This window comes from Mycolicibacterium sp. XJ879, assembly GCF_053483935.1.
In genome coordinates, this window is the sequence record NZ_JBEFTH010000010.1 from 46,148 (window position 1) to 72,350 (window position 26,203).

Annotated in this window: 22 protein-coding genes; 9 read left to right on the forward strand and 13 right to left on the reverse strand. The window is 63.5% G+C overall.

The window, feature by feature from the left end; genetic code table 11:
- Positions 1-60: 60 nt before the first annotated feature.
- The 6 genes from ssb to ABQF13_RS20100 all read left to right on the forward strand — a co-directional run bounded on the left by ssb (position 61) and on the right by ABQF13_RS20100 (position 10,200).
- Positions 61-534, forward strand: coding sequence for a single-stranded DNA-binding protein (ssb, locus tag ABQF13_RS20075; RefSeq protein ID WP_448394542.1), 474 nt, complete (start codon positions 61-63; stop codon positions 532-534).
- A gap of 64 nt (positions 535-598) precedes the next feature.
- Positions 599-2,272 carry an energy-dependent translational throttle protein EttA gene (ettA, locus tag ABQF13_RS20080; RefSeq protein WP_448394543.1) on the forward strand — a complete coding sequence of 558 codons (1,674 nt, stop codon included), beginning with the start codon at positions 599-601 and terminating at the stop codon, positions 2,270-2,272.
- A 122-nt stretch (positions 2,273-2,394) separates the two neighbouring features.
- Positions 2,395-7,257 (forward strand): NAD-glutamate dehydrogenase, encoded by a 4,863-nt coding sequence (locus ABQF13_RS20085; RefSeq protein WP_448394544.1) that lies wholly within the window; start codon positions 2,395-2,397, stop codon positions 7,255-7,257.
- 44 nt (positions 7,258-7,301) lie between these two features.
- Positions 7,302-7,664: an acyl-CoA thioesterase gene (locus tag ABQF13_RS20090; RefSeq protein WP_448394673.1), complete on the forward strand. Its 363-nt coding sequence runs from the start codon at positions 7,302-7,304 to the stop codon at positions 7,662-7,664.
- Positions 7,661-8,311, forward strand: coding sequence for a DUF8010 domain-containing protein (locus ABQF13_RS20095; RefSeq protein ID WP_448394545.1), 651 nt, complete (start codon positions 7,661-7,663; stop codon positions 8,309-8,311). The genes ABQF13_RS20090 and ABQF13_RS20095 overlap by 4 nt, the downstream gene beginning before the upstream one ends.
- 173 nt (positions 8,312-8,484) lie before the next feature.
- Complete coding sequence (locus ABQF13_RS20100) at positions 8,485-10,200, forward strand: flavin reductase (protein WP_448394546.1); 1,716 nt, start codon at positions 8,485-8,487, stop codon at positions 10,198-10,200.
- A 20-nt stretch (positions 10,201-10,220) separates the two neighbouring features.
- Here ABQF13_RS20100 and ABQF13_RS20105 read toward each other — a convergent pair whose 3' ends face one another.
- Positions 10,221-11,327: an AraC family transcriptional regulator gene (locus ABQF13_RS20105; RefSeq protein ID WP_448394547.1), complete on the reverse strand. Its 1,107-nt coding sequence runs from the start codon at positions 11,325-11,327 to the stop codon at positions 10,221-10,223.
- A 118-nt stretch (positions 11,328-11,445) separates the two neighbouring features.
- Here ABQF13_RS20105 and ABQF13_RS20110 point away from each other — a divergent pair, with 118 nt between their 5' ends.
- Positions 11,446-12,222: an SDR family NAD(P)-dependent oxidoreductase gene (locus tag ABQF13_RS20110; RefSeq protein WP_448394548.1), complete on the forward strand. Its 777-nt coding sequence runs from the start codon at positions 11,446-11,448 to the stop codon at positions 12,220-12,222.
- Positions 12,223-12,225: 3 nt separating this feature from the next.
- Here ABQF13_RS20110 and ABQF13_RS20115 read toward each other — a convergent pair whose 3' ends face one another.
- The 12 genes from ABQF13_RS20115 to ABQF13_RS20170 all read right to left on the reverse strand — a co-directional run bounded on the left by ABQF13_RS20115 (position 12,226) and on the right by ABQF13_RS20170 (position 23,275).
- Entirely contained in the window at positions 12,226-12,894 is a 669-nt protein-coding gene (locus ABQF13_RS20115; protein WP_448394549.1) for a GntR family transcriptional regulator, read from the reverse strand.
- A 42-nt stretch (positions 12,895-12,936) separates the two neighbouring features.
- Positions 12,937-13,410, reverse strand: coding sequence for a VOC family protein (locus ABQF13_RS20120; protein WP_448394550.1), 474 nt, complete (start codon positions 13,408-13,410; stop codon positions 12,937-12,939).
- Entirely contained in the window at positions 13,407-15,014 is a 1,608-nt protein-coding gene (locus ABQF13_RS20125; protein WP_448394551.1) for an FAD-dependent monooxygenase, read from the reverse strand. The genes ABQF13_RS20120 and ABQF13_RS20125 overlap by 4 nt, the downstream gene beginning before the upstream one ends.
- Before the next feature lie 39 nt (positions 15,015-15,053).
- Positions 15,054-16,652: a phytoene desaturase family protein gene (locus tag ABQF13_RS20130; protein ID WP_448394552.1), complete on the reverse strand. Its 1,599-nt coding sequence runs from the start codon at positions 16,650-16,652 to the stop codon at positions 15,054-15,056.
- A 22-nt stretch (positions 16,653-16,674) separates the two neighbouring features.
- Entirely contained in the window at positions 16,675-17,121 is a 447-nt protein-coding gene (locus ABQF13_RS20135) for an SRPBCC domain-containing protein (RefSeq protein WP_448394553.1), read from the reverse strand.
- Positions 17,118-19,583: a xanthine dehydrogenase family protein molybdopterin-binding subunit gene (locus ABQF13_RS20140; protein WP_448394554.1), complete on the reverse strand. Its 2,466-nt coding sequence runs from the start codon at positions 19,581-19,583 to the stop codon at positions 17,118-17,120. The genes ABQF13_RS20135 and ABQF13_RS20140 overlap by 4 nt, the downstream gene beginning before the upstream one ends.
- A complete protein-coding gene (locus tag ABQF13_RS20145) occupies positions 19,576-20,067 on the reverse strand; it encodes a (2Fe-2S)-binding protein (RefSeq protein WP_448394555.1) in 492 nt (163 codons plus the stop codon). Before ABQF13_RS20145 ends, ABQF13_RS20140 begins: the two co-directional genes overlap by 8 nt.
- Complete coding sequence (locus ABQF13_RS20150; protein ID WP_448394556.1) at positions 20,068-20,889, reverse strand: FAD binding domain-containing protein; 822 nt, start codon at positions 20,887-20,889, stop codon at positions 20,068-20,070.
- An 86-nt stretch (positions 20,890-20,975) separates the two neighbouring features.
- Positions 20,976-21,851, reverse strand: a complete 876-nt coding sequence (locus ABQF13_RS20155; protein ID WP_448394557.1) for a fumarylacetoacetate hydrolase family protein — start codon at positions 21,849-21,851, stop codon at positions 20,976-20,978.
- A gap of 1 nt (position 21,852) precedes the next feature.
- Positions 21,853-22,260, reverse strand: coding sequence for a RidA family protein (locus ABQF13_RS20160; RefSeq protein WP_448394558.1), 408 nt, complete (start codon positions 22,258-22,260; stop codon positions 21,853-21,855).
- 2 nt (positions 22,261-22,262) lie between these two features.
- Positions 22,263-22,649, reverse strand: a complete 387-nt coding sequence (locus ABQF13_RS20165) for a cupin domain-containing protein (protein ID WP_448394559.1) — start codon at positions 22,647-22,649, stop codon at positions 22,263-22,265.
- Positions 22,646-23,275 carry a GntR family transcriptional regulator gene (locus ABQF13_RS20170; protein WP_448394560.1) on the reverse strand — a complete coding sequence of 210 codons (630 nt, stop codon included), beginning with the start codon at positions 23,273-23,275 and terminating at the stop codon, positions 22,646-22,648. The genes ABQF13_RS20165 and ABQF13_RS20170 overlap by 4 nt, the downstream gene beginning before the upstream one ends.
- A 446-nt stretch (positions 23,276-23,721) precedes the next feature.
- Here ABQF13_RS20170 and ABQF13_RS20175 point away from each other — a divergent pair, with 446 nt between their 5' ends.
- Entirely contained in the window at positions 23,722-24,993 is a 1,272-nt protein-coding gene (locus ABQF13_RS20175; protein WP_448394561.1) for a styrene monooxygenase/indole monooxygenase family protein, read from the forward strand.
- 83 nt (positions 24,994-25,076) lie between these two features.
- Positions 25,077-26,060 carry an NAD(P)H-dependent flavin oxidoreductase gene (locus tag ABQF13_RS20180; RefSeq protein ID WP_448394562.1) on the forward strand — a complete coding sequence of 328 codons (984 nt, stop codon included), beginning with the start codon at positions 25,077-25,079 and terminating at the stop codon, positions 26,058-26,060.
- The last annotated feature ends 143 nt before the right edge of the window (positions 26,061-26,203 follow it).

A 26,203-nucleotide genomic window follows, 5' to 3' on the forward strand; every position in this document is an offset into this window, starting at 1 on the left:
TCAATTGCGGTGTCACCGACGCGCCGAGCGGCCGTCGTCACGCAACAAGTTGGAGGAATCATGTTCGAGACACCGTTCACCATCGTCGGCAATATCGTCACCGACCCGATTCACCGCCGCGTCGGCGATCAGGAAATGGTCAGGTTCCGCGTCGCCAGCAACTCGCGGCGCCGTACGGCCGAGGGAACATGGGAGCCCGGCAACTCGTTGTTCGTGACGGTGATCTGCTGGGGGCGGGTGGTAACCGGTGCCAGCGCCGCCCTGGTGAAGGGCGATCCGGTGATCGTTGTCGGGCACGTCTATACGAGCGAGTACGACGACCGCGACGGCAACCGACGCTCATCGGTCGAGGTGCGCGCCACATCGGTCGGGCCCGATTTGGCCCGTTGTGTCGCGCGTATCGACCGAGGCAAGCAGCAGGAGGACCAGCGGTCGACAGATCGAGACGACGCGGGTTCCGACCAGGGCGCAGACGAGCCCGGTTCCGCTACCGACGCGGTGAGCTCAGACGACGAGCTGACACTGTCGGCTTAGCCGACCCAGGCCGCGCCTAGGATGGGGCCCAGATAGCCAAAGACTCAGGAGGCAACACCACGGCATGGCCGAATTCATCTATTCGATGCGGAAGGTCCGCAAGGCGCACGGCGACAAGGTCATCCTTGACGACGTCAGCCTGAATTTCCTGCCAGGCGCGAAAATCGGCGTCGTCGGCCCGAACGGTGCCGGAAAGTCGAGCGTCTTGCGGATCATGGCCGGTCTGGACACTCCCAACAACGGCGATGCGTTCCTGCAGCCGGGCGCGACCGTCGGCATCCTGCAGCAGGAACCGCCGCTGAACGAGGAGAAGACGGTCCGCGAGAACGTCGAAGAAGGGGTGGCGATCAAGGAAAAGCTCAACCGCTACAACGAAGTGGCTGAGCTGATGGCCACCGACTACTCCGACGAGTTGATGGCGGAGATGGGCCGGCTGCAGGAGGAACTCGACACCGCCGACGCCTGGGACATCGATTCCCAGCTCGAGCAGGCGATGGACGCGCTTCGCTGCCCGCCGCCCGACGAGCCCGTCACCCACCTGTCCGGCGGCGAGCGTCGCCGAGTGGCGCTGTGCAAGCTGCTGCTGTCCAAGCCCGACCTGCTGCTGCTCGACGAACCAACCAACCACCTCGACGCCGAAAGCGTGCTGTGGCTGGAACAGCACCTAGCCGAGTACAAGGGTGCGGTGCTCGCCGTCACCCACGACCGGTATTTCCTGGACAACGTCGCCGAGTGGATCCTGGAACTGGACCGCGGCCGGGCGTTCCCGTACGAGGGCAACTACTCCACCTATCTGGAGAAGAAGGCCGAGCGTCTCGCGGTGCAGGGCCGCAAGGACGCCAAGCTGCACAAGCGGCTCAAGGACGAGCTTGCGTGGGTGCGGTCGGGCGCCAAGGCGCGCCAGGCCAAGGGCAAGGCGCGGCTGCAGCGTTACGAGGAGATGGCTGCCGAGGCCGAGAAGAGCCGCAAGCTCGACTTCGAGGAGATCCAAATCCCGACGCCGCCCCGGCTGGGCAATGTCGTGGTCGAGGTGAAGAACCTGGACAAGGGCTTCGACGGTCGTCCGCTGATCAAGGATCTGTCGTTCACGCTGCCGCGTAACGGCATCGTCGGCGTAATAGGGCCCAACGGTGTTGGCAAGACGACGCTGTTCAAGACCATCGTGGGTCTGGAGGAGCCGGACAGCGGCACCGTCAAGATCGGTGACACCGTCAAGCTCAGCTACGTCGACCAGGGCCGGTCGCGCATCGACCCGAACAAGACGGTCTGGGAGGTCGTGTCCGACGGGCTGGACTACATCGAGGTCGGGCAGAACGAGATCCCGTCGCGCGCCTACGTGTCGGCGTTCGGCTTCAAGGGACCTGACCAGCAGAAGCCGGCCGGCGTGCTGTCCGGCGGTGAGCGCAACCGGCTCAACCTCGCACTGACCCTCAAGGAGGGCGGCAACCTGATCCTGCTCGACGAGCCGACCAACGACCTCGACGTGGAAACGCTGTCCTCGCTGGAGAACGCGCTGGAGAACTTCCCGGGCTGCGCGGTGGTGATCTCCCACGACCGCTGGTTCCTGGACCGCACCTGCACGCACATCCTGGCGTGGGAGGGCGACGAGGACAACGAGGCCAAATGGTTCTGGTTCGAAGGCAACTTCGCTGCCTACGAAGAGAACAAGGTGGAAAGGCTCGGCGCCGAAGCGGCACGTCCGCACAGGGTGACCCACAGGCGACTGACTCGCGACTGACACGCACGCTTAGCAGCGCCAGCGCGAACGTCCCGACCGGATCGGGCTAGGGAGGACTCTGCGGGACGATATCGTCGCACCTGCGGAGCGCGGAATCGTGTCGTCGAGGACAGGAGCGTCCTATGTCGGTGTATCCGAGATCCGGTGATGCCCCGCCGCCGTCACCGGAACTCAGTGAGGACGCCGCTGGGCAGGTGGCGAACGCCTACGTCGAGACCTACCGGGGTCCGCACGCCGACGCACCCGAATCCGCCATCGTCACATCGCCCGTGAGCCTTGCCGCCCACAAAGCGGTGTCACCGGAGTTGCTGGCCGCCCATCGCCGGCTCGGCAGACAGCGACCGGTCGGGAGCACCCGGGTGGCGGTGTATACCAGCGACGACGCGGGCGGCTTCGGTCCGGCGCTGCAGATCGTCACCGACCACACCGCGATGGTGATGGACTCGGTGACCGTATTGCTTCACCGGTGCGGCGTTGCGTACAGCGCGCTGATGAACCCGGTCTTCCAGGTCCGCCGCAGCCCGACGGGTGACCTGCTCGATCTGCGCCCGGCCACAGCGGCCGAGGACCTATCCGACGGCGTCGAGGAAGCGTGGATTCACGTTCAGCTGGCACCGACCGCGGACAACAAGGCGGTGGCCGTAGCAGCGCAATCGCTGCCGACCGTGCTCGACGACGCACGTCAGGTCGCGCTGGACACCGATGCGCTGGTCACCACGCTGGCTGACCTTGCCCACCAGGTCGACACCGACACCAGCGGACGGTTCCCCGGGCGGGACCGCAAAGATGTTGCCGCACTGCTGCGCTGGCTGGGCGACGGCTACTTCGTGCTGCTCGGCTACCAGCGCTGCCCGGTGCGCGACGGAAAATCCTCGGTCGACTCGTCGAGCCGGCTGGGCCTGCTGCGGTCCCGCCGCGACGTGCTTCAGGAGTTGACCGAACCCGGCGACCTGCTGGTGCTGGCCCAGGCGACCATTCCCAGCTACTTGCGGTACGGCGCCTACCCCTACATCGTCGTGGTGCGTGAGGAAACCGGTCATACCGCGGTCGAACACCGCTTCGTAGGGTTGTTCAGCGCCGCGGCGATGAACGCCAATGTGCTTGAGATCCCGTTGATCTCACGTCGTGTCCAGGATGCGTTGGCACAGTCGCAACGGGACCCCAACCATCCGGGCCGACTGCTTCTCGACATCATCCAGACCATCCCGCGGTCAGAGCTCTTCGCGCTGTCGGCCCCAGATCTGCTCGACATGGTCAAGGAGGTCGTCGAGCTGGGTTCGCGGCGACGCACCTTGTTGTTCCTGCGCGTCGATTCGCTCGCGCACTTCGTGTCATGTCTGGTGTACCTCCCGCGCGACCGCTACACAACCGCGGTACGGCTCGACATGCAAGAAATCCTGGTCCGTGAACTCAACGGTGTCAGCATCGACTACACCGCTCGGGTCAGCGAATCACCCTGGGCAGTAGTTCATTTCACGGTCCGGATGCCCGACCACGCCCGGCCCCAGGACATCGACACCTCGCCCGAGAACAAGAGCCGGATCCAGGGCCTGCTCACCGAGGCCGCCAGAACCTGGGGGGACCGGCTGATCGGCGCGGTGAGAACCGGTTCGATCGACCAGGCCCGTGCCGAGCATTACGCCACAGCGTTCAACGACTTCTACAAGGAAGCCGTCGAACCCTCCGACGCCATCGACGACATCGCGATCATCGAAGAGCTGCAGGACGATTCGATCAAGCCGGTCCTAATCGACCTGACCGACGAGGGCGCGGCGCAGCTGACCCTGTACCTGGGCGGTCGGTCGGCGTCGCTGAGCGACCTGCTGCCGATCCTGCAATCGATGGGCGTCGTCGTCCTCGAGGAACGGCCGTTCACGGTGGTGCGTCCCGACGGGCTGCAGGTCTGGATCTACCAGTTCAAAATCGTGCCGCACACGTCCATCCCCAGGCCGGCGTCCGGGCCCGAACGCGACAGCACCGCTGAACGGTTCGCCGACGCGGTCACCGCGATCTGGCACGGCCATGTGGAGGTCGACCGGTTCAACGAACTCGTGCTTCGCGCGGGCCTGAACTGGCAACAGGTCGCGGTCCTGCGCAGCTACGCAAAGTACCTGCGGCAGGCGGGGTTTCTCTACAGCCAGGCGCACATCGAGACGGTGCTCAACGACAACGCCAACACGGCGCGTTCCCTCGTCGAACTGTTCGAGGCACTGTTCCGCCCGGTTGACGAATCCGATGACGGCGCGGCCAAGCGCCGCAGTGCGCAGGCCGCCGCAGCGGCGGTGGCCGCCGGCATCGACGCGTTGGTCAGCCTGGACACCGACAGGGTGCTGCGCGCGTTCGCATCGATGATCCAGGCGACTTTGCGCACCAATTACTTCGTCACACGGCCCGACTCGGCGCGCCAGCACGACGCCCTGTCGTTCAAGCTGGACGCCGGTCTGATCGACGAATTGCCCTTGCCGCGACCGAAATTCGAGATCTTCGTGTATTCGCCTCGGGTGGAGGGTGTGCATCTGCGGTTCGGGCACGTCGCGCGCGGCGGGCTGCGCTGGTCAGACCGCCGTGAAGACTTCCGCACCGAGATCCTCGGGCTGGTCAAGGCGCAGGCGGTGAAGAACGCGGTCATCGTCCCCGTGGGCGCCAAGGGCGGATTCGTCGTCAAACGACCGCCGACGGCCACCGGCGACGAGGCCGCCGATCGCGAAACCCAACGCAACGAGGGTATCGCCTGCTACAAGCTGTTCATCTCCGGCCTGCTCGACGTCACCGACAACGTCGACAAGACCACCGGTGCCATCGTCCCGCCACCCGATGTGGTCCGGCGCGACGGCGACGACGCCTACCTGGTGGTCGCAGCCGACAAAGGCACCGCCACCTTCTCCGACATCGCCAACGACGTCGCGCAGTCCTACGGGTTCTGGCTGGGCGACGCCTTCGCCTCCGGCGGATCGGTCGGTTACGACCACAAGGCCATGGGCATCACGGCCAAGGGGGCGTGGGAAAGCGTCAAGCGGCACTTCCGCGAGATGGGCGTGGACACCCAGGCCGAGGACTTCACCGTCGTCGGCATCGGCGATATGAGCGGGGACGTGTTTGGCAACGGCATGCTGCTGTCCAAGCACATCCGCCTGCTCGCCGCATTCGACCACCGGCACATCTTCATCGACCCCGACCCCGACGCCGCGCGATCGTGGGACGAGCGCAAACGCCTGTTCGACCTGCCCCGATCCAGTTGGGAGAACTACGACACCTCGTTGATCAGCGAGGGCGGCGGCGTGTACACCAGACAACAGAAGTCGATCACGATCAGCCCGCAGGCGCGTGCCGCCCTCGGGATCGATGATTCCGTCGAGGAACTCACCCCGCCGAACCTCATCAAAGCCATCCTCAAGGCGCCCGCCGACCTGCTGTTCAACGGTGGAATCGGCACCTACATCAAGGCCGAGACCGAGTCGGATTCCGACGTCGGCGACCGTGCCAACGACCCCGTACGGGTGAACGGAAACCAGTTGCGCGCCAGAGTTGTCGGCGAAGGCGGCAACCTCGGGGTGACGCCGCTGGGGCGCATCGAGTTCGACCTTGCGGGCGGCCGGATCAACACCGACGCACTGGACAACTCCGCCGGTGTCGACTGCTCAGACCACGAGGTGAACATCAAGATCCTCATCGACTCTCTGGTGACCGCAGGTAAGGTCGACCCGCAGGACCGTGCCGAGTTGCTGTTGTCTATGACCGACGAAGTCGGCGAGATGGTCCTCAACGACAACAAGGACCAGAACGATCTCATGGGCACCAGCCGCGTCAACGCGGCCAGCCTGCTGTCGGTGCACGCCCGCATGATCAAGGATTTCGTCAGCGACCGCGGCTTGAACCGGGAACTGGAGGCGCTGCCCTCGGAGAAGGAGATCAATCGGCGCGCCGAAGCCGAACTCGGCTTGACCTCACCGGAACTCGCGACGTTGATGGCCCACGTCAAGCTGGCGCTCAAAGACGAAGTGCTGGCCAGCGACCTGCCCGATCAGGAGGCGTTCGCCTCGCGGCTGCCCTGGTACTTTCCGGTGAAGCTGCGCGAGCAGTTCAGCACCGAGATACGCGGACATGAGCTGCGCCGAGAGATAGTCACGACCATGCTCGTCAACGACGTCGTCGACGTCAGCGGCGTCACTTACGTCTACCGAATCAACGAGGACGTCGGTGTGGGACCGGTCGATGCCGTCCGCAGCTACGCCGCGGCCAACGCCATCTTCGGGATCAGCAAGCGGTGGAGGGAAATCCGGGCCACCGCGGATGACGGGGTCCCGGTGGCGGTGACCGACCGGATGACGTTGGATCTGCGCAGGCTCGTGGACCGCGCCGGTCGGTGGTTGCTCAACTACCGTCCGCAGCCGTTGGCGGTGGGCGCCGAGACCAACCGGTTCGCCGCGAACGTCGAAGCGCTGACCCCGCGGATGTCGGAATGGTTGCGTGGTGACGACAAGGCCATCGTCAGCAAGAACGCGGACGAGTTGACGAGCCAGGGGATACCGAGGGATCTCGCGTACGTCGCCGCCGCGGGGCTGTACCAGTTCAGTCTGCTCGACGTCATTGACATCGCCGACATCATCGAGAGGGACCCCGTCGAGGTCGCCGAAACCTATTTCGCGCTGATGGACCATCTCGCCACCGACGGGCTGCTCACCTCGGTGTCGCGGCTACCACGCGACGATCGGTGGCATTCGTTGGCCCGCTTGGCCATACGTGACGACATCTACGGCTCGTTGCGGACGCTGTGTCTTGACGTGCTGGCCGGCGGCGAACCGAACGAGAGCGGCGAGGAGAAGATCGCCGAGTGGGAGATGACGAACAGCTCGCGGGTCTCGCGGGCGCGGCGCACGCTCACCGAGATCTATGAAAGCGGCCAACACGACCTGGCGACGTTGTCGGTGGCGGCACGACAGATCCGCAGCATGACGCGCACAAGTGGAACGGGGGCCTCTGGGTGAATGGATTTGTGGCGCCGGTACATGTGCGCTGGTCAGACATCGACATGTACCAACACATCAACCACGCCACCATGGTGACTATTCTCGAAGAGGCCCGAATCCCGTTTCTGCGTGAACCGTTCGGGCCCGGGATCGAGACTATCGGTCTGTTGATCGCCGACGTGAACATCTCGTACAAGGCGCAACTGCGGCTGGTGGACTCGCCGCTGCAGGTGACCATGTGGTCGAAGCGGGTACGGGCAGTCGACTTCACCATCGGCTACGAGGTGAGGTCCGTCAACGCCTCGCCCGGCTCGAAACCGGCCGTCATCGCCGATACGCAACTGGCCGCCGTGCACATCAAAGAACAGCGATTGCACCGTCTTTCGCCCGTGCAGCAGGAGTATCTGCGGCATTGGTCGCGATGACCGAGCGCGAGCGCGGTATCTGGCTCGACGGTGCGACCCACCGCGACGATCTCGCCACGTTCACCGACCGCGTTCTGCGGCTCGACGACACCGCGGTGGTCAGGTTGCGGCAGCGCTCGGATGAGCACGTCGTCGCTTGGGCGGCAACCGGGTTCGACGTGCTGGCCAGTCGGGTGGTGCGCGGTCGGGTCAAACCGGCCGATCTGGCGGTCGGCGCCGACGCACTGGCCGCCGGCCTGGCCGCGATGGCGCCCGACGGTCACGTCGAGCCCGGCTTCACGATGGACTCCGCGTGGCGCGGCGCGCTACCGCCTGAGACGGGTTTCGTGCACCTCGACGATGTCCCGGCCGGCGCCGTGCTGGACCTGGCCGAGCAGGGCGGCGCACTGGCCAAAGAACATTCCAGCGCCCACGGACCGCCGGTATCCCTGCTGGATCAGGATGTGATGTCGGTCAGCGCAGGCGAGGACTGCGTCGCAATTCCTATGCGCTGCGTATTCGCCCTGACCGCAATGGGTTTTCTCCCGCAGACGCTGGCCGAGAGCGAGATGGTGCGGGTGCGGGCGCATCCGACGTGGTTGCGCATCGACGCGCGGTTCGGTTCGGTGTACCGGCGCCGCGGCGCCCCCGCCGTGGTGCTGCGGTAATGCCCCCGTCTGCCAGCGCCAGCGTGCGGGCCTGAGGCCGACACGCCGAAGTTGGGTCGAAGTTGGCGCACGCTCGCGATGCTTTACGGATAGTGGCGCGGCTAATCGGATAGCGGCGCTCAGCGCGGGCACGCTAACTTCTGACTCGTGATCTCAGCACACGAGGAGCCCAGTTGAGCACGCATGACCACATCACGATCGTTGGTGCCGGTCAGTCGGGCCTACAACTGGCCATCGGCTTGCTTGCACACAACTATCACGTCCGTGTGATCAGCGACCGCACTGCAGAGGAGATCGCGGGCGGCGCAGTGACATCGAGTCAGGGCATGTTCGGCCGTGCCCTACGCCACGAGCGGGCACTTGGGTTGGATCTGTGGCGGGAGGAGGCACCGTCGATCGGCGCCGTATCGATGACGATCGCGAACCAGCCGGGCGAACCGGTGCCATCCATCAGGTGGACGGGCCAACTCGGCGCCATCGCGCAGTCGGTGGATCAACGAGTCAAGATACCTCGATACATCTACGAATTCATCTGGCGTGGTGGAGAATTCGTCGTGGGCAGGGCCGACGTAGACGATATCGAGGCGTATGCCAGAGAGTCAGACCTCGTCGTGGTGGCGGCCGGCAAGGGCGATGTCGCAAACCTATTCACCCGCGACAGCGCGCGTTCCACGTACGATAAGCCGCAACGTGTCACCGCGCTGACCTACGTCCGCGGGATGAATCCGCAGCCGGCAGAGGTGTCCTACAACATCTTGCCGGGCGTAGGTGAGTACTTCGTCTTTCCCGCTCTGACGCTGAGCGGCCTCTGCAGCATCATGGTTTTTTCGGGGGTAATCGGCGGTCCGATGGACTGCTGGAACGATGTGAGGTCGGCATCCGAACACCTGGAGATTTCGAAGCGCATTCTGACCGAGTTCCTGCCGTGGGAGGCGGATCGATGCCACCACATCGCGCTGACCGACGAACAAGGGGTGATGTCGGGCCGTCTGACACCGGTGGTTCGGCATCCCGTGGCTGTGCTGCCCTCGGGAGCCGAGGTGCTCGGAATGGCTGATGTGGTGGTGCTCAACGATCCGCTGACCGGGCAGGGGTCGAACAACGCGAGCAAGAGCGCCGCCATCTATCTGGACGCGATCTCTGCGCACGACGGCCGCGCATTTGACCGGGCATTCATGCAGCGCACTTTCGAGCGCTACTGGGATTATGCGCAATACGTTACGAAGTGGACGAACGCGATGCTCGAGCCGCTGGAACCGTACGCCATCCAACTGCACATCGCTGCCACGCAGCACCCCGAGATCGGCGACCGCTTCGCCAACGGTCTTGACTACCCACCGGATTTCTTCTCGTGGTATCTGGACGCGGAGAACGCCGCGGCGTACTTGGCCAGCCTGAGCCGTCCCGAGTTTGACCCTCGTGATCTGCGACGTGCCCTCGGGCAGTTCGCGACCGGGGTCAACGTTGTGACGGCTCGAGACCTCGATGGCACACCCGTCGGGATGACCGTCAACTCCTTTTCCTCGGCATCCCTCGATCCGCCGATGGTGACTTGGTGTGTTCGTCGCGATGCACCGAGCGCGCGAGCGTTCACCACCGCATCGCATTTTGCTGTGCACGTACTGGATGCAGCACACGCGCACCTTGCCCACCAGTTCTCAAAACCCGCGCCGGACAAGTTCGCTGGAGTGGAGGTCGTCAACGGCCTTGGCGAAACGCCCGTGCTGGTGGGTGCGATCGCGCATTTCGAGTGCCGCAACGTCCGTACGGTTGATGTGGGCGACCACATCATGTTGATAGGTGAAATCGAGCGTTATGAGGCGCGCGGAGGTGAACCCTTGATCTTCCACTCGGGCGGCTTTCGGTGCCTATCCGCGATCGCAAACTGAAGGGGTGCGGCGTTCGCAGCTCAGCGGCGGAGGGTCGCGGATGGGGATTCGCCGAATCTGCGGCGGTATTCGACGGAGAAGCGGCCCAGGTGCATGAAACCGGCCTCCAACGCCACTTCGGTGACGGTGACATTCGACGCTGGGTCAGCGGCGAGGAGCGCATCCCGGGCCCGTTTCAGACGGACGTCGCGCAGATATTCCATGGGCGAACAACCGACGTGAACTTGAAAGCCACGTTGTAGCGCGCTTGCACTGACACCGGCGTGAGCAGCCAGGCGAGCGGTGGTGATCGCACGGTTGGGCGCTGTCTCAATGAATTCCACCGCGCTCCTGATGGCGCGTGGGTGTACGGCCCGCGCGTCGGAATGCAGGGCCGTCGAGTAATTATGAGGCTGCGCAGTCAGCAGACCGGTGAGGATCAGTGTTTCCAGTTCGGTAGCCATCAGCGACGAATGGACCAAGCTCTCGTCGCGGCGAAGCTCAGCCACCAGCAAGTCAATCGTCGCGCGCCAACTTCGCCCAGGGCCTGTGTCAAGCGGCATTCCGAGTGAGAACTGAATCGGAGCTTTGACTCGGCGTCCCAACAAGGACTCCAGGTGACGCTCTAGCACTTCGTCGTCGACACGCACGGCGACCTCCGAGCAGTCAGCTTGCCATCGCATCTCACAGCGCCGTCGTGAGTTCGCGACGGAGGCGACGTTCGGAGTCGAAACGAGTTCCTCGTCGGCTGTGGTGATGGCGGCGCAACCGTGTAATGGCATCTGCACCAAATGAAACGGCCTCGCCGATGGCACCACGTCAATGAGGACGGGTGCACCGTACTTGATCCAGACGAGTTGAATCCTGCCGATGGCATGGACACGTACAGCCGCATCGAGCGCCCAGCCGCGTTCGACATCAAGGGAATGCGGCGCGAGAAGGTCGGTCAGCAAGGCCTGGATCTGATCGTCGTCTTCGATCCGGTCGAGGTCGAGCAGCGAGGCGCCCTGCGTTTGACATGCCGACGTTCTGCCGGATCGAGCATCCGTCAGCGATGAAGGCCGTACCGGGCGGGCCACGTCTACAGGTAAGCACAAAGTCTGCGGCCATGTATCAAGTTTGATCAAAATAGTGTCCGTATTGGGCATAAGCGGCATTGACGGCGCCGATTTTGATCATATACGGTCATAGTGAATTTGCGGTGGAAACACGCACCGGGAGGTGCACCGCGGATCATCAAACCCAGTTACGGCGTGAGGAATTCACTTGAAACTCGACGGCAAGGTCGCGATCGTCACTGGCACCGGCGCCGGCATAGGTCGTGCGACAGCGCAGCGGTTGGCGGACGAAGGCTGTCGACTGGTCATCAACGACATCAGCGACGATTACTTGCGCGCGCTTGTCGAGACGCTGCCGCAGTCCACGGTGATGCCCGTCGTCGGCGACGCTTCGGTTGAGCAGACCGCCACCGCACTTGTGGCGCAGGCCCTCGATGCGTACGGACAAGTCGACATTCTGGTCAACGCTGTTGGCAACATGTTCATCAAGGACCCTGTCGATATCACCGTGGACGAGTGGGACCGGGTGATGGCGGTGAACGTGCGCAGCGCCTTCTTGTGTTGCAAGGCGGTGCTGCCAACGATGATCGCGCAGCGGGCTGGAGCGATCGTCAACCTCGCGTCGATCTCGTCGTATGTCGGTCAGGAGATCAACGGAGAAAGCACGATCGCGTACAACGTCACCAAGGCCGCGGTTCGCCAGCTGACCACGTCACTGGCGACGCGGTACGCGCGGGATGGGGTCCGGGTCAATTGCGTCGTCCCTGGACCGACTCGGACCATGGCCTTGCGGCACTTCTATGCCGGTATGCCACAGGAGCAATCGGACGCGGTCTTCCAGGCCGTCGGTGAAGAAACCACCGCCATCGGTCGAAGCGCCGAGCCGGAGGAGATCGCGGCCGCTATCGCGTTTCTGGTATCCGACGACGCGTCGTACATGGTGGGCACCGCGCTCACGGTGGACGGCGGCTTCCTTGCGCGCTAGCGCTTAGAACATGTCCTCGCCGCCGAGTTCACGGGCCACGAGATTGGCGGTATACGCCAAGTGCGTGCTGAGTTCGCGTGCAGCAACGCGAGGATTTCGCCGAGCACACGCGTCGATGATCCGCTCATGCTCGAGCCGACGGACCTCGCGGTCGCCTCGGTGCGGGATCGACACGAGTCGATAGCGCTCGCTATTGACCCACAGCGGCATGATGAGTTTCATCAACCACGGGGATTGCGCGGCCTCGTAGATCGCGAAGTGCAGCGCCGTGTGTGCTTCTCGCGACGCCATGGTGTTGGCTGCTGCGGCGGTGTGCTCGGCCAGCGCTTTGCGCGCTTTCTCCTCGTCCTCTTCGGTGAACCGGGCTGCAGCGCGCTCGACGGCGAGGACCTCGAGCGCAAGCCGGGCCTCATAGGTGTTGTAAAGGTCGTCGAGCGAGAAGCTGCCGACCCGCGCACCGCGGCGAGGGTCCTGTTCCACCAGCCCGAGCGACTCCAAGCTGAGCAGCGCGCCGCGCACCGGCATCATGCTCATCCCGAGCCGATCGGCGAGGGCTTTCAGCCGAAGTGGCGAGCCGGGAGGAAGCTTGCCGGTGACGATCTCTTCGCGAAGGATCTCGACCGCATCCTCGACCCTCGTCGTCGGCCTTGGCTTACTCGTTGTGCCGCTCAAAACTCCTTCTCCATCCGCAGTCCGCTCAGCGCGGCAAAACCATCACCTCACTATATGTCGCGAACCGTCGCCGAACCGTGTGGCGTCCTCCGGCGCTGCGGTGATATCCGGCTGCACGAGCTCGACCGGCAGCCCATCCGGGTCCAGCAGGAACACCCACGTCGCGGCGGCGGTGTCGCTGTGCCGTGGTGCGGACAGGAAACGGACACCTTCGGCGCTGAGCCTGCGATGCCAGCTCCAGATATCGTCGACCTGCAAGGCAATGTGAGCCGAACCGACATCGTGTTCTTCGGGCGCCGGCCGCCCGCCGCTGACACCGTACTCGCGGAGTTCGAGCCGCACCCCCGTCGCAGTCATGAAGGCGCAGCGCAGCCGCCCGCCGATACCCACGGCGTCGTCCACCACGATGATTCGTTCCGACGTAAAGCCCAGCGACCCGTAGAAACCTATCGAACGCCGCAGGTCGGTGACCGTGAAGGAGACGTGGTGCAACCCCGACAAGGCGCCAGCAGTCACGCGGGTTCCCTCGTTGCCGCCGTAAGGGCCGTGCCGACGGCCTTCGCATAGGCGGTCACGATCGCGGCGGGTTCCGCCGAGGTGATGTCTGCGGTGAAGTCATCGGGCCGTACGAGGTAGGTAGTTCCACTCTTCGCGCCGAAGCGCTTGGTCAGGGTGCCTCGGACGTCAAAGTAGGTCCGGCTGCGGGCCTCGGAGTCGAGGGGGGCGTCCCGGCAGCTGATCAGTACCTGCACGAGCCCGGGTGGGGAGTTTGTGAGCAACGGTGCCTCTGCGGGCCAGTCGACGAATGTCAGTGCCACGAAGTCGCGGCCGAGCAGGTTGTGCAGGCGCCGGGTCCGCCCGTCGGGACCGAAGATGCTGCCGTCGGGCACTCGGTCTCCGAGTGAGATCGGTGGCCGCAGAACCGGTTTTGTATCAGGCGCCTGCAGGTAATTAAGGCCAAGGAGCGACCCGCTATACGCCGCAGCCCAGCGGCGACGCGGGTCACGGAGATTGACCTGGCGCCGCACCGCGCTGACTGCATTGGCTAACCGACTGCGACTGACTTCCATGAAGCTGCGCTTGCGGTGCTGCATCGCCATGGCGGTGCCGGCGATGATGGGCTGACGTTCGTCGCTGTAGGTGTCCAAGAGTGCGGGACTTGCCCACCCCCGCAGCACCCAGGCCAGTTTCCAGCCGAAGTTGAAGGCATCCTCGAAACCGGTATTGAGGCCCAGGCCACCGATCGGCGTGACGAGATGTGCGGCGTCGCCGAGGAGGAACACCCGCCCGACCCGGAACTGATCCAGAACGCGCCCCTGGGATGAATACTGCGCCCAATCGAGTACCCGGAAAGGCTGGTCTGGTCCGAGTTCCTTTCGCAAGCGTTCCTCGATGTCCGCGTCGGTGAGTTCAGGGGCATCGGCTGGTGCCGCCCAGCCCAACCGCCAGAACTTCGGCAAGCGGATCCGGGTGAAAAACCCGTTTGCGTCGCAGAGATAGGACAGTGAGTCCGGGGGATGCCCGTCATTGCCGCGGACATCGGTTTCGGCGTTGACGACGATGAACTGCTCGGGCGGGGTGATTTCGCGGTACCGCAAGCCCAGCTGCCGACGGACAGTACTTTTTCCCCCGTCGCACCCGAGAACATAATCGGCCTCGTATTCCACAGTGCCGTCGTCGGTTTCCAAAGAGAGCACACAGCCGTCATCGCGTTGACTCAGGCCTACCAGGCGGTGGCCGAAGCGGATCTCAGCACCAAGCTGGACTGCACGTTGCAGCAGAATCGGCTCGAACTCATGTTGAGGCAGGTTCAAGAAGAACGGAAACGCGGTGTCCTGTTGGAGTTCGGTCATATCGACGCGCATCAACGGTGCTTCCGTTGTCCTCTTGATGAAGTCGACGCTCTCGATCCGAATGCCCGATTCGAGCACCTTGTCGATGACGCCGAGACGATCGAAGAACTCCAGCGCGCGCGGGACGACGGTGCCGGCTTTCGGCGCTGACGATGTCATGGCGTCGTCTTCGAACACCGTCACGGGGATGCCGTGGCAGGCCAGCCACGCGGCGGCGCTGAGGCCCACCGGCCCGGCACCGATAACCGCGATCCTGTGCTCAGTCAACGTGTCGTTCCCCTTCCGTCCTTGCTGAAAGATTCGGTCTCATCCGCGTCGGCGCGGGATGCGTGGAAGTCGTCGTCTGCGCAGAAGTGCATCTGCGGCAAGGACTCCCGACCCCGCGGACAATCCTGGTCCCGGGTGGGTGCTCGCACCGATGTGTAGCAGCCGGTCCACCACAGTTCGATGGCCGGCCCGGCCCGGCCGCGGCCGCAAGACGAGGCTCTGGTCGAGTTCCAACGACCCGCTGTAGCCGTCGCCGCCCACGTGATTGCGGTTGGCGGCGTAGAGGTCTGCGGGTGACAACACGGCGCGGCCCACCAGCGCCGAGTCCAGGTTGGTGATGTGCCGCGCGATGATCGCCTGGACCCGGTCGGCGAATGTCTCCCTGAGTTGCTCGGTCCACACACCGTCTCCGACATCGATCTCGCCCGCGGCGTCAGCGACAGGACTGGATGGCAACTCGAGGAGTTGGACCCACAGCGTGGCGCCGCCCTTCGGGGCGCGGGAGGGATCGGCGACCGTGTGCTGACCGATGGCGATCGTAGGTGATGCGGGAAGCAATCGTCGGGTCGCCTCGTTGACGGCCCGCGACACTCCGTCGAGACCTGATGCAAGATTCACCGACGCGGCTTGTTCCAGCCGGGAGTCGCCGCGCCAGCGCGGTGCCTCGCTCAGCGCCATGTGAATCTGCATGCCCGCGCGCCCATATCGGAATCGCCGAGCATCACTGGCAACAAGGGGTGAAATAGCTTCTTCCCGCAGGAGGTTCAGGTAAAGCTGCTGGGGCGTCACATTGGCGAGCACCGCACGGCGCGCCCGGTAGCGTTCGCCATCTGCGGTTTGTACCCCGGTCGCCGCTCCGCCCGACACCTCGATGCGGGTGACGTCACGATTGGTTCGGCACTCACCGCCGCCGTCGCGAATAATGCCGGCGAGGGCGTCGATGAGCTTTGCGCCGCCGCCCTTGGGAACCGGCATCCCAACCATCTCGATCGACAAGGCGACCATTTTCGCCATCAACGCAGAGGTGACGGACTCCGGTCCGAGACCACCGTGAAGGGGAAGCGGTGCGAAGAAGCCTCGGGCAGCCTCCGACTGGTAGTCCGCCGTTACCCAGTCACGGCAGCTTTCCAGAAGGTCGCTGGCGTATCGCAGGGTGCCGTCACGGCCTAGTCGGCGAAGAGTACTGGCGCCGAGTTTCAAGGTTCCCAACGACCAAAGCTCTTTCCCCATCAGGTGTGTGGTGAGCTGCTGATGTCGGCCGAACCAATCGGCGAGGCGTTCCCAGGCCGGGCCGTCCGCACGGTGGTGGCGCGCGAACTCGGCGACGTTCTGGTCGTGCGAGGACGTCAGCAGGACGGCGTCGTGGCGTGGGGATGTGTAGGCAGTCTGGACCGGGGCGAACGTGTATTGCAGCCCGCGGGCGTCGAGTTCGGGTTTGAGTCGCTGGTATGCCTCGCTCAGCAGGAACAGCACGTGGAATCCGGAGTAGACGTCGTGGATGTAGCCCGGCGTGGTGATTTCAGCGGTGTGTACAGCGCCGCCAAGGTGGTCGCTGCTCTCCAGAACGCACACGCCCCACCCGGCGCGGGTGAGTAGCGCACCGGCTACCAAGGAGTTGAGTCCACTCCCGACGATCACTGCATCAAAGTGTGACAATGGCTCAGGCCGAACCTAGGCGCAATGCGAAAGCCTCGAAGGCAGCGTCGATCTGCTGTGACACCAGCAACGGTGCGACGTGCTGAGCCATTCCGACGACCGGGCCTCGCAGTACGACGGATGCGGTCCAGCGCAGGGTCGTGGAGCTGGGATCGGGTGCGACGGCCAACTCAACTCTGTTGTCGAAGCTGACGTGAACGCCGTCTCCGAGTGCGGTGCCGGTAAAGCGTGCGCTTTCGCCCGGTGTACGTTCGATTGACTTCACCGTGGCGTTGAGTTGCAGCTTACCGAGACCGAGCGGAAATACGCAGCGCGCAAGGGTTTCACCGGATGGGCGCATGGAGACTTCTTCGACGGCGGGGATCAAGCTGAGGAAGGTTGCGGGCTCGGCGATCGCGTCCCAAGTCGTCTGTGGTGATGCCTGGACCAAGCGTGTTCCATCGAAGTTCATCGGGACTCCACTGTCACTCGGCGCTGGCTGACCTCGGGTTCCTGGATGAGCGACCATACGCGTTGTGGGTCGTTAAAGCTTTCGTGCACAACCGCTTTTATGCCTGCGGCCCGCAATGCATCTTGAACCGCCGCGCTGATGGTGTGCAGGGCAGCGCCGCCGCCCTCGCCCATTCCCTTCGCACCGACGGGTCCGAACGGTGACGGGGTGACGACCTCACCGGTGTGGAGATCTGGCATGTCGAGGGCAGTCGGTACGTGGTACTGGTAGAAGTTCGACGTCAGCAACTGCCCGTGCTCGTCGTATACGTAACTCTCGGTGAGCGCAGCGCCGAGCCCATGCGCAAGCGCGCCGTGCACCTGACCTTCCACGATCATCGGGTTGACCCGTACACCGCAATCGTCGACGGCGACATACCGAAGAATGTCGATCGCGCCGGTGTCCGGGTCGATCTCGATGACCGCCAGGTGGACTTGCGACGCATAGGTCAATGTCAAATTACCGAACTTTCGTTCCACATCTGGGAGCGTGAACGGCGGCCGGTACACGTAACGACAGTTGAGTGTCACGTCGAGGTCAGCCGGGTAGTCGAGGTTGTCGACGTTCACCAGGCTTGCGAGCTCGAAGAATGTGAGCGAACCGCCGTGGGGTGCCATGGCGGCTCCCTTGGCGAGAACGATCTCGGTGGCGGGCACCCCGAGCACTGCGCCGGCAAGGACACGGATTTCAGCGGCCAGCTTCTCTGCGGCACCCTTTGTCGCGCCGAGTCCGGTGACGGCGAATTGACTGGCGTTGGTTCCCGACCAACCGGTATGGGTGTTGCGGCGCGAATCGTGCCCGCTGTGGACGACCACGTCGTCTGGTGTCACACCGAGAATATCGGCCGCCACTTGAGCGGCGGTGGTCTCGTGTCCTTGGCCTTGTGGTGCCGAGCCGAGGGACAACACCACCTCGCCGGAAAGGTCGAGTTTGATGGTGGCCACCTGGTTGTTACCGGAGACCGGGATGTGCGGGTTCGCCAGGCGCACCTGCGCGTAATTCTGCGTTCCCGAGTCAAGTGTTGAGCCGATGCCGATACCGAGCAGTCTGCCGTTGTTTCGGATGCCACGTTGTGTCCGGAACTTGTCGTACTCTGCGAGTTCCAAAGCAATATCCAGGGACTGGGCGTAATCGCCCGAGTCGTAGATTCCGCCGCTCGGTGTTTCGTAGGGAAAAGCCGCTGCCGGAATGTAATTGCGCTTGCGGATCTCGACCGGATCAAAGCCGAGTTCGTGACTCACAATGTCGATGATTCGTTCGGTCAACCAGATGTGCTGCATCCGCGAGTAGCCACGGTTCGCCGAACTAGGCGTCTTATTGGTGATGACCTGTTTCATGTCGACGCGGATGTTTCGCCACAGGTAGCATCCGGGGGTCACCTGCGTCCAGAGCACAGCACCGGTTGGTTCGTAGCGGGGGAATGCGCCCACGTCGTCAATTGCTTTCGCCGAAAATCCCAGCAGGGTACCGTCTTTCGACACCGCAACAGCGATGTCCTGGAACCAACGGTCGGCGCCGTGTGCATTCGCGGTCTGCTGGTCGGTGCGCCACTCAGTCCACTTGACGGGACGGCCCAGCTTGCGAGCCAGTAGACATGCCGCGGTCACATAGGTGTAGCCGGTGAGCTTGTTTCCGAACCCGCCACCGATATCGCCGGTGATGAGGTGCAACTTGGCGGCGGGAACCCGCAGCGCGCCAGAGATCCACGTGATCGACGGGCCGGGCCCGTGGAGGTTGCAGGTGACCGTGAACTCTCCTGTGCCCGCGTCGAACTCCGCCACGGAGCCAGAGCATTCCAGCGGAGTCGAGGAGAACCTGTGAAAGTAGAGTTCTGAGATTCGAAGAACATGATCGGCATTCTGCAACGCCGCATCGACGTCGCCGTAGTCGAACCGCTCGGACAACACGACGTTGGTCCCGGCACCCTCGTGCACGATCGGCGCGACGGTCTCCGTCGCGCATCGGGCATCCATCAGCGGGTCAAGGGGCTCGTACTCTACTTCTACCAATTCAGCGGCGTCCCGGGCTATTTCGCGGGTGGACGCCACGACCGCAGCGACTGGGTGTCCCGCCCAGCACGCTTTGTCCACGGCAAGGCAGTATTCGGTAATCTCGCCCGCTGCGCCGGGTGCCACTTGCCAGTACGGATCGGTGATGCTCGCCGCCTCACGTCCGGTGAGGGTTCCATGCACGCCGGGAAGCGACTCTGCCCGCGACACATCCACAGAGCTGATGCGCGCATGTGCGTACGGGCTGCGGACGAAGTGCAGGTACCCCATACCGTAACGCTTGACATCATCGACGAACTTGCCGTGCCCCTTCAGCAGCCGCCGGTCTTCCTTGCGTCTGAGCCGTTGACCGGTCCAGGCGTCGGTGGCGTTGGTTTTGGAAGCTTCCGCGGCGTCGTGGGGGTCGCTAGTCACTCGTTCGCTCCTTCTGCGCGGCCGCCTCGATGGCGTCGATGATGTTCCAATAGCCGGTACAGCGGCAGATGTTGCCCTTCAGCGAACGCTTGATCTCGGTGCGTGTCGGGTTCGGATTGGACTGCAACAGGTACGTCGCGCTGATCAACATGCCGGGTGTGCAGTAGCCGCATTGGAGGGCGTGGTGGTCGGAAAACGCCTGTTGGAGATCGCTGAGGCCATCGTTCGGTGACATGCCTTCGACCGTGGTGATCTCGGCTCCGTCGGCCTGGATGGCGAGAACCGAGCACGACTTCGACGACTGGCCGTCGATGAGCACAGTGCATGCCCCGCACGTACCGGTGTCGCACCCGACATGTGTGCCGACGAGGTCAAGGTCGTCTCGGATGAGGTGGACAAGCAGTTTTCGGGCCTCCACCTCACAGTGGTATGCGCGGCCGTTCACCCGCAAGTCGATCGCCTTCACGTGGGTGGGCTCGCTCATCTACATGGCCTCCGTTTCGCTCAGGGCTTGCCGCGCGGCACGCAAACCGAGCACACCGGCGAGGTGCCGCTTGTACTGAGTCGTGGCGTGGACGTCTGACGGCGGAGAGAGGTTGGCGTGTGTGATGGCAGCTTGGATCTCGGCCGGATCTCCTGCAGATGTGACCGCAATGGGACGGGAAGCGACCCCTCCCAACGCAATCCGAACACTGTCGCCGAAGCGGGTTGCCGCCGCGTTCACGATGCCGGGGCCGTCGGCCCCGACACGCAGCGCCGCCCACCCGTCGCTTCGGCCGTGCGCTCTGGGCGGAATCGTGATCTGGGTAAGGAGTTCCCCGGGTGCCACCGCAGTCCAGAACGGCGCCATGAAAAACTCGTCGGCCGCGATTTGGCGCTCGCCGTCGGCCCCGACAATTGTCATTGACGCGCCGACGGCGAGCATGAGTGGTGGCAAATTGTTATTCACGTCGTTGTGACAGACATTGCCGCCGATGGTGGCGCGGTTGCGCACCTGCACATCTGCGAGGGTGGACGCCACATGACGCAGGATCGGGCGATACTGACGGACCGCCTCGGAGGCAATCATCTCTGTGAAGGTCACGCCGGCTCCGAGCTCGAGTGAACCGTCGTCGCCCACGACGATTTGCTTGAGGTCGGCAAGGTTGCCGACATCTACCAGCCTGCCGGGCGAAGCCACCCTGAGCTTCATCATGTTGATCAAGGTGGCCCCGCCCGCCAGGACGCGAGAATCCGGTGCGGAAAGCAGTTGGACCGCCTCGTCAACCGATCCGGGAACCGCGTATTCGAACGGTTTCAGCAACATCGCTTACTCCTTGTGGGTCGGCCCGGTGATGAGTTCCGTAGGTCCCTCAGGAAGTCTGCCTCGCGGGAGGGGCCGACGGTGGCGAGTTAGGTCAGTGCAATCTTCTCGACGCGATTGACGAGACGCCCGATCTCGGCGATCTCTACCTCCGTGACGTCACCCGGTTCGAGGAACAGCGGCGGGTCGTGGGCAAAGCCGACGCCGGATGGCGTGCCGGTGAGGATCACATCGCCCGGCTCAAGGGTCATCCCCAGCGAGAGCTGCTCGATGATCCGTTCGACGGAGTAGAACAGCGATCCCGTCGACGCCTCTTGGCGCACTTCCCCGTTGACCAGTGACCGAAGGGTCAGTGACCGTTCGTCAAGCGCATCCGCGGTGACGATCACCGGTCCCATCGGGCAGTAAGTGTCCATACCCTTGCCCTTTTGCCATTGGCCGCCGTGGCGACGCTGTATGTCACGCGCGGTGATGTCGTTGGCCAGGGTGTATCCGAATACGTGGTCCTTTGCGCATTCTTCAGAGATGGATCGGCCCCCGCGTCCGATGACGACAGCCAGTTCGCCCTCGTAGTCGAGCTTGGTCGTTACGGCCGCATCCCAGGCGATCGCATCGCCAGGGCCGATCACGCTGCCATTGGGCTTGGAAAAGAACGTCGCGAACTTTCGCTCATCGGTCTCCTGGCCGGCGCGTTTGCCGATGCCCTCCTCGTAGTGCTTTGGATAGTTCCAACCGACGCAATAGATGTGGCCCGGTCGCGGTATTGGGGCCAACAGTCGGACATCCGTGAGAAAGATGCTGGACTCGCTGGTTGCGGCGGCCCGTTTGGCTTCCTCGAAGAGCGTGGGGTCTGCGACGAGATCGAGGATCTCGCTGCAGATCGCGCTGAGGTCGACGACCTCGTCCCCACGTATGGCGCCTGGCTTGGCTTGCCCGCCGGGCAACTGGAAGGTGGCAAGCTGCATATCAGCGGCCTGACTGGCCGATCGCGGCGATGGCCTCGATCTCGATCAAGAGTTCTTTGTCCACCAACCTGGAGACTTCGAACATCGACGATGCCGGCAACGGTGCGGAAAAGTAGCGTCGGCGGACCTCATGGATTTCGGCGAACTGTTCCATATCACGAATGAAGACCGTGAGTTTGACGATGTCGGAAAGACTTCCGCCGGCCTCCTCGAGAATAGACTTCATGTTCTCGAGAATTGTTTCGGTCTGCACCTTGACGTCGCCGACGCCGACCACCTCGCCGGAAGGAGCGCGAGAGGTCAGCCCGCTGACGAACAGCAACTCTTTCGGATCGGTGACCTTAATTGCCTGAGAGAACACTCCCAAAGGGGTGTTCAACTTCTTGCTGTAGACCTCGGAAATGGACATGGTTACCTCGCATCTTCATCGTTGTCATACCAATCGGGACGTTGGGGATAATGCGGTCCGTCGTAGATCTCCAGGAAGACGGTGTCCTCCAGAGCCTCGGTCGGTCCGTGAAAGTTGCCGGCGGGATTGCAGTAGAAGGTGCCTGCCGTCAGGATCTCGCCGCTGTGCAGATACTTGTAGCTGCCCGCCAGCACGAACATGAATTGGTTCGAGGCGTGGCAGTGGTTCTGCGGAATCCCGCATCCCTTTTCGATCTTAATCTGCGCGATCGAAGCGCCGGAGTCTTCGTCACGCCACAGCATGCGTTCGGAAACCCCAGGCAATGATTTTGCACGCCACGGTATCTCGTCGGCACGAATGATGAGTTCCGTGAGATCAGGACTGTTCAAAACAGGGCTTCCTCTCCGAGCTGACGGGCCACCACATTGACCGTCTTGGCCAGGTGCTCATGCAGTTCACGCGACGCAACTCGTGGATTGCCACGGATACACGCCTCCAAGATCCGCTCGTGTTCGAGCCGGCGATCTTTCACTGCTCCTCGGTGGGGCAGGGACAGCATTCGATAGCGCTCGCTGTTCGCCCACAGCGGCGTGATCAGACGAATCAACCAGGTGGATCCGGCCGCTTCGTAGATCGAGAAGTGAAACGACGTGTGCGCCTTGCGCGACTCCTCGACCGCACCACGCGCGGCGGCGGCGCATTGCCGTTCGAGGTGAGCAAGCGCCACCTTTCCGTGCTCGGGCGTGAAACGTTCCGCGGCCAACTCGACAGCCAGGGTCTCGAGTCGGATGCGAGCCCGGTAGGTGTCCATCAGGTCGTGCACTGAGAACAGGCTCACGCGTGCTCCCCGCCTCGGCTGTTGCTCCACCAGGCCCAGGGATTCCAGTACTCGCAGCGCTTCCCGAACCGGCATCATGCTCATGCCCAATCGCTCGGCCAGCGGTGCAAGCCGAAGCGGGGCGCCGGGCTCTAGCGACCCCGAGACGATCAGATCTTGAATGGCGCCGACAGCCATATCGACGCGTGTCTGTGCAGTGCCCGTCGGCGATTCCTCGATGACGACCGCCGACGCCGTGCTTGCCGATGTCATTGCGATCTAAGGCCTCTCGTTAGTCGTTGCGCTTTGGTCTGAGCCGGTGATCCGACCTATGGGCCTGAACACTAACCCATAGTTTGATCAAAGAAAAGCTCAATGCAGCTGAAAATGGGGATAAAAGTAGACTTTGTGATCAAACACGCTTGACGCGGTCACAATCCGCGCCTTAGAGTCGCCCTACCGATAGAAGAGGTGCCGATGGCTCGCGAGGGTGCAGATCTCGCAGATCTCAGGGACGTCCCGAAGGATGTTCCCGCGAAGCCGATCTCCATGGCGCCGAACATGCCCGAGAAGGGCCGGCCCGATCCCATCGGATCCCAGTAAACCATTGTCTGTCAACATGTTTCGTGCGCAAAGGAAGTGCTATGAGAACGATCTCTATCATCGGTGCGGGTCACAGCGGGCTGCTGTTGGGGCTCGGCCTGCTTGAGCGCGGGTACGACGTGACGATCGTCTCCGACCGCACTCCGGGCCAGGTCCGTCGTGGCTTTGTGCCGTCGTCGGCGGGGATCTCGCCGGATGCCCAGGCTTTCGAACGGGAGCTCGGGGTCAACTTCTGGGACGACGTGTTGGTGCCGTCAGACGGCGTGCACTTCGAATTGATCGCTCCGGACGGAAATCTACTGCTATCGATTGACGGGCCGTGGAACCCTGAAAGAATTTCGTGGCAGGCAGTAGATCTGCGGCTGAAGTGCGCCCGGTGGGCTGAGGAGTTCCAACACCGCGGCGGCAACTTGGTGATACAGCAAGCCAGCCTGGAGAACATCGAGGCGTATGCGAGCGCGAGCGACCTGACCATCGTCGCCGCGGGAAAGGGCGAAATCAGCGGATTGTTCCAGCGTGATCCGGAGCGTTCGGTGTACACCGAAGCGCAGCGTCACCTGGCGATGGTCGTCGTTGACGGCCATCCTGCGTGGGCTGAGTCCGTCGGCTTCGAGTGCATGTATTTCGCAGCGCACGCAGGAGTGGGCGAGATATTCGGCACGCACTTCTTCAACACGACGGAACGCGACACGGTGTTCATGATCTTCGAGGCGGTGCCGGGTGGCCCGATCGACCGCTTCAATGATGTGACGGACCCCGAGGAGATCCTCGAGCGCTGCAAGGAGATTCTCGAGGATATCGCCCCGAACCAATACGCGCTGGCTCGCGCCGCCCGACTGGCGGACCCGGCCAGCGCCATCCGCGGACGTATCACCCCCGGGGTCCGCCGGCCGGTTGCCACACTGCCGTCGGGTGCACAGGTTTTGGGACTCGGCGACGTGCTCAGCCTGAAAGATCCGGTCAGCGGCCAGGGTTCCAACAGTGCCGCCAAAGGTGCGCGCCACTATCTGCACCGCATCGTTGAGCATGCAGGGCGACCGTTTGACGCGGAGTGGATGACGGATGTGTGGGAGACGTTCTGGCAAGACTACGAGCAGTATGCCTATACCTTCACCAACAGCCTCTTGGATCCGCCATCGCAGTCTCAACTGGCACTGTTCGCGGCTGCGCAAGGGCGAAAAGACTTGGCAGAGAGAATTTTCGGCAATTTCTCACATCCGCCGAACGCCTTTCCGTGGTTCTTCGATCCGGTCGAAGCCGGGCGAATCATCGACAGTCCGGATATCGCCCCCGCGGTCGGTGTAGGTGAATAGCGTCCGAACCCGATGAAGCGGGCAGTCGGTTGACGCGCGGAATGCCGCAGTCGACGACGCTCCCTAACAACGAAAGGAGGCCGATGCTCGTCACCCGGTTCACCGAAGCGTTCGGAGTCAAGCATCCCATCGTCTGCGGTGGTATGACCGCTGTGGGCACCGCAGAGTTGATCGCCGCGGTGGCGAATGCCGGTGCGTTGGGCTTTCTCACGGCGCTGACCCAGCCGACACCGGAGGCGCTGGCGAAAGAGATCCAGCGTACGTACGATCTCACCGACAAACCGTTCGGCGTCAACCTCACAATCCTACCCACGATCAACCCGGTGCCCTACGACGAATATCGCGAAGCGATCATCGACGGTGGGGTGAAAATCGTTGAGACAGCGGGTAACAACCCGGCGCCGCACCTACCGCGCTTCCAAAGCTCTGGCGTCAAGGTAGTCCACAAGGCGGTGGCTGTGCGTCATGCATTGAAAGCTGAGAAGCTTGGCGTCGACGCGGTCAGCATCGATGGATTCGAATGCGCCGGGCACCCCGGAGACGATGATGTACCCGGCCTCGTTCTCATCCCAGCCGCCGCCAAACGGCTTTCCATCCCCATCATCGCAAGTGGAGGTTTCGCCACGGGTGCAGGTCTGGCGGCTGCACTTGCGTTGGGTGCGTCGGCGATCAACATGGGCACCAGGTTCGTGGCGACGACCGAGGCCCCAGTGCACGAGAACGTGAAGAAGCAGATAGTGATGAACGACGAACGCGCGACGGTGATTGTCTTCCGGAAGTTCCGCAATACCGCTCGGGTGGCACGCAACACCGTCTCTGAAGAGATCGTCACCATCTCGGCACGGGACGGTTCGGGCTTCGGAGATATCGCACACCTTGCCTCAGGTGCGCGAGGCCGCACGGAAGTGCTCCAGAAGGGTGACGTGGAGGGCGGCATGTGGTGGGCCGGTCAGTCACAAGGACTGATCGACGAAATCGCGAGTTGTGCTGAAGTAGTCGACCAAATAGTGCGCGATGCGCACGAACTGATCGACAAGCGGTTACCTGCTTTGATCGCGACGCACTGAATGCGCCTGTGCGCGGGGTTGCTCGCCGCGAGACTGTGGAGATGGCAGGCCTTCTCCACGGTCGAGTCTCCGCTGATCGACGGCGCGGTCGCACTCGCGCACTCCACCGACGCGGAGCATGGGGCGCGCCGGACAAATGTGAT